General features: G+C 65.9%; 8 protein-coding genes. 1 reads left to right on the plus strand and 7 read right to left on the minus strand.

Going from position 1 to position 11,763, the window contains the following annotated elements; translation table 11 throughout:
- Window positions 1-38: 38 nt before the first annotated feature.
- A complete protein-coding gene (locus ACQPYR_RS39650) occupies window positions 39-371 on the minus strand; it encodes a hypothetical protein (protein WP_433624693.1) in 333 nt (110 codons plus the stop codon).
- A gap of 272 nt (window positions 372-643) precedes the next feature.
- Here ACQPYR_RS39650 and ACQPYR_RS39655 point away from each other — a divergent pair, with 272 nt between their 5' ends.
- Window positions 644-1,627 carry an ABC transporter substrate-binding protein gene (locus tag ACQPYR_RS39655; RefSeq protein WP_433624695.1) on the plus strand — a complete coding sequence of 328 codons (984 nt, stop codon included), beginning with the start codon at window positions 644-646 and terminating at the stop codon, window positions 1,625-1,627.
- 2 nt (window positions 1,628-1,629) lie between these two features.
- On the opposite strand, the gene ACQPYR_RS39660 is transcribed toward ACQPYR_RS39655, so the two are convergent.
- The 6 genes from ACQPYR_RS39660 to ACQPYR_RS39685 all read right to left on the minus strand — a co-directional run bounded on the left by ACQPYR_RS39660 (window position 1,630) and on the right by ACQPYR_RS39685 (window position 11,760).
- Window positions 1,630-2,694 carry an MAB_1171c family putative transporter gene (locus ACQPYR_RS39660; RefSeq protein ID WP_433624697.1) on the minus strand — a complete coding sequence of 355 codons (1,065 nt, stop codon included), beginning with the start codon at window positions 2,692-2,694 and terminating at the stop codon, window positions 1,630-1,632.
- A gap of 44 nt (window positions 2,695-2,738) precedes the next feature.
- Window positions 2,739-4,508 (minus strand): MFS transporter, encoded by a 1,770-nt coding sequence (locus tag ACQPYR_RS39665; RefSeq protein WP_433624699.1) that lies wholly within the window; start codon window positions 4,506-4,508, stop codon window positions 2,739-2,741.
- An 85-nt stretch (window positions 4,509-4,593) separates the two neighbouring features.
- The gene (locus tag ACQPYR_RS39670; protein WP_063046886.1) at window positions 4,594-5,358 is read right to left on the minus strand and encodes an ABC transporter permease; all 765 of its coding nucleotides are present in this window, start codon (window positions 5,356-5,358) and stop codon (window positions 4,594-4,596) included.
- On the minus strand, window positions 5,355-6,119 hold the full coding sequence (locus tag ACQPYR_RS39675) for an ABC transporter permease (protein WP_433624701.1): 765 nt from the start codon (window positions 6,117-6,119) through the stop codon (window positions 5,355-5,357). Before ACQPYR_RS39675 ends, ACQPYR_RS39670 begins: the two co-directional genes overlap by 4 nt.
- Complete coding sequence (locus tag ACQPYR_RS39680; RefSeq protein ID WP_433624703.1) at window positions 6,116-7,072, minus strand: ATP-binding cassette domain-containing protein; 957 nt, start codon at window positions 7,070-7,072, stop codon at window positions 6,116-6,118. The genes ACQPYR_RS39675 and ACQPYR_RS39680 overlap by 4 nt, the downstream gene beginning before the upstream one ends.
- On the minus strand, window positions 7,069-11,760 hold the full coding sequence (locus tag ACQPYR_RS39685; RefSeq protein ID WP_433624705.1) for an amino acid adenylation domain-containing protein: 4,692 nt from the start codon (window positions 11,758-11,760) through the stop codon (window positions 7,069-7,071). Before ACQPYR_RS39685 ends, ACQPYR_RS39680 begins: the two co-directional genes overlap by 4 nt.
- Window positions 11,761-11,763: the final 3 nt, after the last annotated feature.

Genomic DNA, 11,763 nt, shown 5'->3' on the forward strand with positions numbered 1-11,763 from the left:
AGACCCGCTTCTGGGCTTTCGCAGCAGAGGCGACTCGGTCAGAAGGCGCTGCCCGTGGAGGGGCGGGGGAAGTAGCCGGGCCAACCGGGGTAGTAGCCCGGGTAGCTCGGGTAGCCGGGGTAGCTGCGGTGGCCCCAGCCGCCGTTGCCCCAGCCACCGAAGCCACCCCAGCCGCCGAAACCGCCGTGGCCGTGGTGACCGTGGATGTCTTCGGCCTGATCGACCAGCACGATCGCCGGCCCCTGGGTGTCGGTCGTATCGGCGAGCGCGGGTCCCGCGACCGCGGCGATCGGGGCCAGGGCAAGGGCGGAGGTGATGGCGATGCGGGCGACCATGGGGCGGACGCGTCCGGCGGAACTCTTTTGATTCATCGGAACTAACCTCAATTCGGTATGCGTCAGTCGTGCGAAGACCCGCGTGCTCACGGGTTCGACGTCGATGCCTCCCGGACGAGAGGATCATGTATTGACGTCATTTAACGTACCGCTAGATAGCGGCACGTTCAATAGGTTCACAACAGTTGACATGACAGCAACCGTCAAGCCGGGGTGGTACGGGGATCAATGTAGGTTAGGCTGACCTTCGTTATTGCGGCTCGAAGGGAGCCCAGTCGGGGAATTCCTCGATGAAGGAGAGGGTGTCGATGGAGTCTGTACGGACGTCTCGTGGCTGGAAGCGGGCGGCGGTTGCCGTGCTGGCCGGTGCGCTGACCCTGGGTATCGCCGCCTGTGGGTCGTCGAAGGACGACGTGGGGTCCGACGGTGGCGCACCCGTGACCGTCAACCACGCACGCGGCACGACAACAGTGCAGGGCACCCCGAAAAAGATTGTCACACTGGGGAATCAGTGGCTGGATTCGACGCTGGCGCTCGGCGTGACCCCGGTCGGCTACGTCGACAATGTCGCCTCGATATCCAAGAGCACCCCGGCATGGGAGCCGAAGTCGCTCGAATCGGCGAAGGCCTTGAATACCACCGGCAATATCGCCGAGCAGGTCGCGGCGCTGGAGCCGGATCTCATTCTGGTGGACGGATTCCTGGCCGAGCAGAAGACCTATGACGAGCTGTCCAAGGTCGCCCCGACGCTGCCCGCACTCACCTCCTCATCGATCCAGCCCTGGCAGGACCTTTTGACCACGCTCGGCAAAGTACTGCACAAAGAAGACGACGCGACGCGCGTGATCGCCGATGTGGACAAGAAGGTGGAGTCCATCGGCCAGGCCAATCCGGGTCTGAAGGGCAAGACCTTCGCGAGCACCTGGTTGGCCAGCCCGGCGCAGCTGATGGTGCTGACCGATCCGAACGACGGGTCCAGCAAGATCTTCTCCCAGCTCGGACTGAGCATTCCGAAGAACCTCACCGATCAGCCGTCGAATCAGGGCAGGCTGGCGCTGTCCCCGGAGCGGGTCGACGAGCTCACCGCCGATCTGCTGCTCGCGGGCTACTCCCCCGGTATGGACGAAAAGTACCGGCAGCTCCCCGGATACGCCGATCTGCCCGCGGTGAAAAAGGGTTCGGCGGTCTTCCTCACGGTGCAGGAGATCAGCGCCGTCAACCAGCCGACCGCACTGTCGGTGCCCTACCTGCTGAACAAGCTGGAACCCGCCTTCGCCAACGCGGCGAAATAGGTTCAGCGCGCTGGAGATTCGAGGCCCGCACGCATCAGCGCGCGGGCCTTCGGCCATTCCGCGGCCAGAGCGAGCAGGTATCTGAGTTCATCGGTCCGGTCGCGCAGGTCGACCGGAGTGGCGCGACCGGAGGCCGTCGCGGGCGACCCACCAGCAGCTTTGGCCTGTACGGCCTGCGCGATACACCGCGCGTATTCGCGAATATCGGTATGCGCCTCGATATCCGGTGCGTACGGCCGCAATTGCACCAGGGCGTCGCGGATTTCGACCGTCATCCGATAAAGCCGTGAGGTGGAACCACTACTCGGCCGAGCCAGCACCACCTCGGGTACGGCGTCGGTGAGCGCCAGCCACAGCGGACGAAGCCGGCGACAGCAGCGCCCGGCCCGATCCAACTCCGCCCGAATCAGCACCGCATTCCACAGCGGGATTCCGATCAGGCCGGCGAGCAGGACCAATGTCGCGTATGTTCCGATCGCCCAGATCGGCCCCTGCTCATCGGGTCGAGTGCCGGTGGCCATCCGCACGAGCGAGACCACCGTGGCGCACGCGGCATACCCGGCGACGAGCAGCAGCGCGCCGTAGGTCAGTCGTTCCTTCGCCGTGATCCCACCGGTGCGCAACTCCCGCACGCAGGCCCGCGTCATCAGCATGCCGGACAGGGCAGTCGGCACCGTGGTAAGCGACCAGACGGTGAGCCCCCAATCTCGCTGCGGTGCCGCCACTATGCCGACCAGCACGACAGCTCCGGCCGCCACGGCGATCCCGTCGTAGGTGCGCTGCCGCCGCACCGCGGTCCGGGTGTCCCCGCCGTCGAGCAAGCGGGCGAATCCGAATACATTCGCCACCGCCAGCGCCCCGAAGATCGTGAACAGATCGAGCGCGAGATGAGCCCGCCCGAGCCGGCCGACGCAGATGAAGACGAGCAGACCGACCAGATCCCAGGCCAGTGCGCGATTGATGAGCCGGTCGCTGAGGGTCTCCTGGACCAGGAACCACCGGCCGATGGTGATCGCCGCGACGAATCCGACGATCACCACCACGGGCGCGACCGGCAGCGAGTTCATGGCCCAGACAGTAGAGTCCGAGCGCGGCACGCACCAGCCGTAGCTCAGCGCGCGGCGACGAGTTCGTCGGCCTCGGCGAGTTCGGCCAGTTCTTCCTCGACGTACTTATCGCCCGCGAAGTACGCGGCCGCGGCGGCCAGGAACATCATCACGGCGGCCGAGACGAATACCACGATCAGACCCGAGTGGAACGGTCCGGTCAGCAGATGCGGGAAGAATTCCTGACCGGTGAGGGTGTCCGCATTGACGCCCGGCTTGGCCAATTCACCACTGGGGCCGAGCAATTCCTGGATCGGGTTGTAACCGAGGAAGGCGGCGAACATGCTCGCGACCGGCGGCAGGTCGGCGAGTTGGGACGCGGCGCCCGCGGATACGCCCTGGGCACGCAGACCACTGTCGAGTGCCGAGGGCAGGCTCGCGGACAGGCCGACGACCATGAGCGAGAAGAAGATTCCCATCGACAGCGCATTGCCGCCGTTGAACAGGGTGCCGCGCATACCGGATGCCGCGCCGCGCTGGGACGCGGGCACGCTCGACATGATGGCGGCGGTGTTCGGTGAGAAGAACAGTCCGCAGCCGATGCCGTTGAGCAGCACGATCGTGGCGAACACCCAGTAGTCGAAGTCGACCGGGATGACGAGCAGCAGCACGAAGGTGAGCCCGGCCAGCAGCGCGCCGCCGGTGGTGAACCGGCGCGATCCGTAGCGGTCCGACAGCCAACCCGAAACCGGCCCGGCGGCAAGGAATCCCACGGTGAGCGGCAACAGATAGATACCGGCCCACAGCGGCGTCGATTCGTAGTCGTAGCCGTGCAGCGGCAGCCAAATGCCCTGCAGCCAGATGATCAGCATGAACTGCATGCCGCCGCGGCCGATCGAGACCATCAGATTGGCGAAATTGCCGAGGCCGAACGCGCGGTTGCCGAACAGCGACAGATGGAACATCGGCTCGGCGACTTTGGTCTCCACCACGCAGAACGCCGCGAGCAAAGCAATGCCGCCGAGTACCGCGCCGAGCACCCACGGGTTGGACCAGCCGGTGGGATGTCCGCCATGGGGCTGGATGCCGTAGGTGATGCCGGTGAGCAGTGCGGTCAGGCCGAGGCCGAAGGTGATGGTGCCCGCCCAGTCGACCTTGCCCTTGGTGCGCATGCCCACCTCGTGCAGCGAGCGATAGGACCAGATCGAACCGATCACGGCGATCGGCACGCTGACCCAGAACACCGCGCGCCAATCCCATTCCGAGAGCACGCCTCCGATGATCAGTCCGAGGAAGGAGCCCGCGACCGCGGCGACCATATTGATGCCGAGTGCGGTACCACGCTGTTTGGCTGGGAAGGCGTCGGTGAGGATGGCCGTCGAATTGGCCGTGAGCATGGCGCCGCCGATGCCCTGCAGCACGCGCCAGACGATGATCCACATCGCGCCCGAACCACCCTGGAACGGATCGAAGGACAGCGCGACCGAGGTCACCGCGAAAACCGCGAAGCCGAGGTTGTAGATCCGGACGCGGCCGAAGATATCGCCGAGCCGCCCGAACATCACCACGAGTACCGCGGTGACGAGCAAATAGCCCATCAACATCCACAGCAGATAGCCGACATTGCCCGCTTCCAGTGGATTCAGCCCGATACCTCGGAAGATCGCGGGCAGTGAGATCAGCACGATCGAGGCATTGACCGCACTGAGCAGCACACCAATGGTGGTGTTGGTCAGGACGATCCACTTGTAGCGCGGGTGATCCCGGTCGTAGCGCAGGCGGCGGCGAATGGTCTGGACATCACCCAGATCGAGATCGGCGGATGGAATCGTCACGGCAGCCCCTTGCTGATTGTTACCTCAGGAAACTATATAGTTAGCCGATGTAACTATCAAGCCGGGGCCCCACTCAGTGGACCGCTCAGCCCTCCGCGGCCTTGCGGTAGCCGCGTACCGCGAACGCGCCGAAGACCAAGGCGAGCCCAACGGACCAAGCCAGGGTCTGTAGCAGCGGGGTGGCGATAGGGCCGCCGATCGTGCAGCCGCGCATTGCCTCGATGGCGCAACTCATCGGCTGGACGCGAACTACCGGCTGCAGCCAACCCGGGTAGTTCTCCACAGGTACGAATCCGGAATTGAAGAACATCCCGAGCAGCACGAGTGCCGAGAACAACTGCACCACCTTGTCGCCCGCCTTGCTGACGCCGACCGTGATCACCATGGTGGCGAAGCCGGGAATCAGCAGCACCGGAACGGCGAGCGCGCCGAGCACACCCAGCCAGCCCTGCTCGAAGCGCAATCCGAGCGCGACGCCGAGAGCGACCACGATGATCGTCGCGATCAGCGTGCGTCCGCATTCGGCGAGCAGTCGGCCGATCAGTCCGGCCGCACGGTGCACCGGCAACACCCAAATGCGCCGCAGCAGACCGCTTTCCCGTTCCGCGTAGAGCGAAAGGCCGGTCCCCATGGCGCCGTACATCGCGCCGGTGACCGCGATCATCGGGACGAAACCGTAGATGGCGTCCACACCGGAGGATGCGCTGAGGAATTTGTGGAGCACCAGTTGGTACATCAACAGCAGCAGTACCGGCAGGATCACGGTCGAGGTCAGCACCTCCTGCTCGCGCGGCCAGCGTCGCAGCAGCCGGCCCGTTTCGACGAAGCTCTGGTCGATCAGTGTTTTCACGGCCGCCGCCCTTCCACCCAGACCGAGATCGCGGTGAACACGACGATCAGACCCAGAATCCAGGCCACCGCAACGGCGCCGGCCGAGGTGTATTCGCCAGCCGCGAGATCGCGCAGGGCCGCAGCGGCCTGGGAAACCGGCTGATTGCGAACGAAGGGCTGGATCCAACCCGGAAAGCCTTCGGCCGGAACGAAACCCGTGGACATCATGATGAGTAGCAGTTGCGGTGCCAGCAGTGCGGACGCGCCGACTTCCGGCTTACCCGTGGCGACGCCGAGTGCGTCGGCACCGATGACCAGTGCGATGGCGAAGGCAAGGGACAAAACGATGAAGACGAGAGCGGCTGCCGCACTGTGGAATCGGAATCCGAAGGCCGTGCCGATGACCAGCGCTCCGGCTAGTCCGGCCAGCGCGCGAGCCAGATTCGCGGACATCCGGGCGGCCAGCGGTACCCACGATTTGACCGGCATGGACCGCATGCGAGTTCCCATGCCGCTGAAGGTGTCTCGGGCGGCGCGGTCGGCCGCGGACATGGCGGTGAAGAACATGCCCTGCAGCACGATCACCGGCAGCAGGTACTGGGCGTAGTCCGCACCGGTCTGCTCCATCGACTTGCGCAGCGGGACATAGAAACAGACGAAGAAGATCATCGGCGCGACGAAACCGAAGGGCAGATCACCCTCGCGGATCGCCGCGCGCACGGTGCGACCGCTCAGCGCGGTCCACTGCATTCCGGCGGGAATGGTGACTGATTCGGTCATGCGGTCACCAACCCGGGCTCGTCGGTGGTGAGCTTGATGAAGACCTCGTCCAGTGACGGTCTGCGCAGGGCGATATCGATGAGTTCGATACCGGCCTCGGTAATGCGGCGCAGCGCCTCGGCCAGCGTGGCGGCACCGTCGGGAGCGGGGAGCGACACCCGGTCCTTGGATTCGGCGACGGTCACCGTGCCGAGTCCGTCCAGCGCGGTGACCACGGCGGGCACGTCACCCGCGTCGACCGGAACGACCTCGCAGTAGCTCGAACCCGAGCGGGCCTTGAGTTCGTCCGCGGTGCCCTCGGCGATGACGCGGCCCTTATCGATGACGATGATGTTGTCGCTCAACGCATCCGCCTCTTCGAGGTACTGCGTGGTGAGCAGGATCGTCACCCCCTGTTCTTTCAGCGAACGCACCAGCGACCAAACGCCCTGTCTGCTCACCGGATCCAGGCCGGTGGTGGGTTCGTCCAGGAAGACGACCTTGGGCGGGCGCACCAGCCCGCAGGCGATATCGATGCGTCTGCGCATACCGCCGGAGTAGCCGCCGACGCGACGGTCGGCCGCCTCGGTGAGATCGAACTGTTCGAGCAGTTCGGTGGCGCGGACCTTGGCCTGTTTCGGACGCAGACCCATCAGGCGGCCGAACAGGACGAGGTTCTCCCGGCCGGTCAGCACCTCGTCCAGGGCGGCGTACTGGCCGGTGAGCATGATGGATGCCCGCACATCCGCGGCCTCGCGCACGACGTCGTATCCCGCGACCAGGGCGCGGCCCGCATCGGGCTTGGTGAGCGTCGACAGAATGGAGACCGTGGTGGTCTTGCCCGCGCCGTTCGGGCCGAGTACGCCCAGCACACTCCCGGCCGGCGCCGAGAAACTCAGGCCGCGCACGGCGTGGACGTCGCCGAAGGACTTGCGGACGTCCTCGACCACGATGGCGTTTTCGATCGCGTTCATCGTTCTCCCGGAGTTGCGCTTGGTATGGCGGTGGCGACCGCGGTGATGCAGCGCTGCCAGATGGTGGCGAAACGGTCGATCTCAGTGGTGTCGAAAAGTGCGTCACTCCAGCGGAACAAAGTGGCCAGCTGGGGTCCATCGGCGCCGGGGTAGACGGCGACGACGAGGTCGAGTGCGTAGCGCAACGGCATCTCCGGTTCGGGTGCGACCGGAAGCCGCTGGTGCAGGCTGAGGTCGGTGATCGGGGTCCACGGACCCGATGCGCCTGCGGTGAGGTCCATGCGGCCCAGGTAGTCGAGCATTACCTGGGGATCGGTTTGCGGCTCGGTATCGCCGTAGCGGAGCAAGCCGTAGTCCAAGCCCTTGTTCGGCACGCTGTCGAGTTGTGCTGCGACCGCTTTCAGCAAGCCTGCGACTTCGGCCGAATCGGATTCGGCGCAGGTGATGTCGAGTGTCGAGCCCGTGCCGACGCGCAATGGGTACACGGTGGTGAACCAGCCGACCGTCCGCGATGTGTCGACGTTGCCGACGGCGGCGTCTTCACGGCCGTGGCCCTCGAGGGCGACAAGTGCGCCGGTGGAGCCGTCCTGGTTGCGTTCGGTTCGCCAGGTGGTGAGTGCGATTGCCAGTGCGGTGAGCAGTAACTCGTGCATGCCGAGGTCGTTGCCGAGGCCGTCGAGGATGTGGCGGGTGGTGTCGGTCGGCATGAACGACGGCGTGAGACGGTAGGCGGACCAGGTGTCGCGGGTCGGATCCGGACGGCGCAGGCCGAGTTCCGGATCGGGGCCGGTCAGCTGGTTCGACCAGAAGTCGCGTTGGGCCAATACTTCCGGTGCGGTACTGCGCTTGTCGAGCAGTTCGGCCCAGCTGCGGTACCCAGTCGATTCTGGTGCGACAGTGGGGGTGTGCCCCGCTGCGATTTGCGACCATGCGTCTGCCAGATCCGCGAGAATTATGTGCCAGGAGACGGGATCAACCGCGAGGTGATGGATCGACAGCAGCAGCACATCGCGGCCCGCGAAGCGGACGGCCTGAATCATGGTGCCGGTCTTCGGATCGATGCGGTCGATCGTCGCTCGTGCATGCTGCTCGAGCGCGGTACCGAAGTCACCGGATTCCCGAACCTCGTGCAGGATTTCGGCGGCGCGCACGCTGCCCGGCGCTCTGGTTTCGAACCGGTTACCGGTCCTCGACAGCTGGCCGCGCAGCATGTCGTGACCGTCGAGTAGTGCCTGTAGCACCGCTTCCAACTGGGCCCGATCAACCTCGGCGGGCAGCGATACCAGCGTCGAGAGCGCGAGCCTGCGGAAGCCGCCGTACTCGTACATCCAGGACATGATCGGCGTCGGGAGTACCTCGCCGATCGCGGTCGGGCTGTTCTCCTGTTGTGCCGCGCGGGAATCGATGGCGGCGGCCAGATCGCGGACCGTGGGGTTGGTCATGACCATGGCCGGACTGACCGAGAGTCCCGCGCGTCGCACCGCGTTCACCAGGGAGATGGCGACAATGCTGTCCATGCCGAGTTCGATGAAGTCGTCATCGATGCCGGGCGTACCGCCAAGCGTCTCGGCGAGCGCGCGACACAAGGTCCGCTCGGTATCGGTGCTCGGCAGGGTGCGCTGGGCGCAGCCCGGTAGGGCCTCCAGCGCCAGCGCGTTCAGAACTCGGACGTCGAGCTTTCCGTTGGGGGTGACCGGCAGCTCGGGTAGCGCAATGACCCGCGCCGGAACCATATACGCAGGCAGGCGCTCCGCGAGCCGGGCACGCAAGGTGGCCGAATCAGTACTGACCGCGAAGGCGACAAGACTCGGGCCGCTCGGCCGCTGCACGACCAACACAGCGCCCGCACGAACCTGCGGCAGCCGCAGCAAAGCCGTTTCGATATCACCGATTTCGATTCGGTAGCCGCGAATCTTGACCTGGTCGTCGGCTCGGCCGAGATAGGCGAGGTCGCCATTCGGCAACTGCCGCACCAGATCACCGGTGCGATACATGCGAGCGCCGGGTCGGAAGGGGTCGGCGATAAAGCGATCCGCGGTGATGGCGGCCTTACCGATATAGCCGCGGGCCACCTGAGCGCCGGACAAATACAGCTCACCGACGACACCGCGCGGCACCGGCCGCAGCATGGCATCGAAGACGTAAGCGGACATGCGATCCACCGGTCCGCCGATGGTGGGCTGGGCATTGCCCGGCTCGCCGCGACCGGTATTCACCGTCGCGACCACCGCCTCGACCGTGGTCTCGGTGGGGCCGTAGCAGTTGTAAACCGCGGTACCCGGCAGCGCGCGCAGCCGCTCCCACATGGGCGCACCGATGGCCTCGCCGCCGAGGGCGAGCACGGTCAGTCGCTCACCGTCCACCAGACCGGCGGCCGAGAGCTGGGTGAACATCGACGGCGAGGTGTCGATCATGTCGATCTGGTGCCTGACGATGCCGTCGACGAGGCCCTGCGCATCGCGCATTTCGGTCTCGTCGAACAGGTGGACGGTGTGACCGTCGAATAGGCCGATCATCGGCTGCCAGGAGGCGTCGAAGCTCAGCGACCAGGCGTGTGCGATGCGCAGTCGGCGCCCGAGCCGGGCCACCGCCGGGCGGTAGACGCGGTCGCGGTGGTCGGTGAAATAGCTGGTCAGAGCGGCGTGGGTGCCGATCACGCCCTTGGGTTCGCCGGTCGAGCCGGAGGTGAAGATGAGGTAGGCGGTTGTTTGCGGGGCGACCGGGCGGTAGGGCGAGACGGGGTGGTTGGCGATTCGCTCCGCGACGGCGGGATCATCGAGTAGCAGGACCGGGCGTGTGATCTCGCCGAGCAGGTTTGCGGACTCCCCAATTGTCACAATGAGTTTCGGATCCGCTTGGCGCAGTATGGATTCGATGCGGGCAGCGGGAACCGAGATGTCGACCGGCACATAGGCTCCGCCGGCTTCCAGTACGGCGAGGATCGAGATGATGGATCGAGCCGATCGCGGTAATGCAAGGGCGACAACGGTTTCCGGGCCGACACCATTGGTCGTCAGCTCATTCGCCAGTTGCCCAGCAGCTGCACGCAATTCACGGTAGGTGTAGCGATCCGAACCGGTGCTCAGCGCGATCGCATCCGGGGTGCGGGCGACCTGGTTCAGGAAGAGCTCGTAAGCCGTGCCATTCGCGCAGACGTCCTGCTCTGCAACGATGACTTTTTCGTCGGCCAGCAGCACGTCCAGTGCATCGGGGCTCGAATCGCCACGATCGGGCAGCTGACGCAGCACCGACAGGATCCGCCGGCCGATATCGCCGACCGGGAAGTGCGGCAGGGCTTCGGCAATCGCCTCGAGCATGACGACGAGCGTGCCGTCGTTCAGATGAGACACCACCGAAAGCGGGTAGTGCACCAGACTTTCCATGGCCACCGGCAGGAATCGGGTGCCGCTCGCGGTGACGATCGGATCGGTGGCCGCGCCGATGGGTGCGTTCTCGAAGACGAACAGCACGTCGAACAGCGCACCGTGCCCCGCCACGCGCTGAATGGTCGACAGGCTCACATATCCCGCATCCCGCATAGCCGCCGATTCGCGCTGCAGCTGTGCACATTGCTGGGCGACGGTGCTGGTCCGGTCGATGATGACGCGCGCGGGCACGGTATTGATGAACAGCCCGATCATCGTCTCGACGCCGGACAGCGCATCCGGACGGCCGGAAATGGTGGTGCCGAAGACGACGTCGCGTCGACCGGTCAGCCTGCCGAGGACGACGGCCAAGGCATACTGCACAACGGTATTGACGGTCAGGCCGTTCGCGCGTGCCCATTGCACCAGCCGCGCGGTTTCGGCATTGTCCAAGCTGAATCGGCTACGGCGCGGAATCGCCGCGCCGACTTCGGTCGCCGTACCGGCGGCCAGCATGAGCGGACCGCTCAGCGGCGCGAGGTATTCGGTCCAGCTGCGGGTGATGGCGGCGGTGTCCTGCGCGGCGAGCCAGCCGATGTAATCGCGGTACGGCCGGGCCGGTGGCAGCGAATCCGCCTGTCCCCCGGCGTCGTACACCGCGATCAGCTCGCGGAAGAACACCGCGACCGCCCAGCCGTCCATCAGGATGTGATGCGCGGTCACGATCATTCTGCGCCTACCCACCCCACCGACTCCGTCGGCTGCCATCCCGCTGTGCTCACCCACCCCGCCGACTCCGTCGGCTGCCATCCCCCTGTGTTCACCCACCCCACCGACTCCGCAAGCTCCGTCGGCTGCCATCCCCCTGTGTTCACCCACCCCACCGACTCCGCAAGCTCCGTCGGCTGCCATCCCCCGGCGCCGCTCGTCGGGCAGCGTGACCAGGGTGATCCGCAGGGCCGGACCGCGAGAGAGATCGAAGCGCTGCTGCCGGTCCGCCTCGGCGATGGCATCGAATTCCGCGGGTAGCGCGGAGGTTTCGAACCAGGGCAGATCCACCCAGGTCGGCACGATCTGCACCGGCTTGGGTAGATCCTTATCCCAGAACGCGGCCCGCAGATTGGCGTGCCGCTCCAGGATCGTCTCGGCGCTGCGACGCAGCATCGGCACGTCGATCGGACCGCCGATATCGATGACGAACTGCATCGTGTACAGGTCGACCCCGTCGGCGGCCAGCCGCGCCAACGAGAACAGTCCCTCCTGCAGTGGGCTGAGCGCGAGCACATCCTCGATTTCGGCCGGGACGCTCCGGTCCACACTCATCGC

Source organism: Nocardia sp. CA-120079, from assembly GCF_050955745.1.
Lineage (GTDB): Bacteria > Actinomycetota > Actinomycetes > Mycobacteriales > Mycobacteriaceae > Nocardia.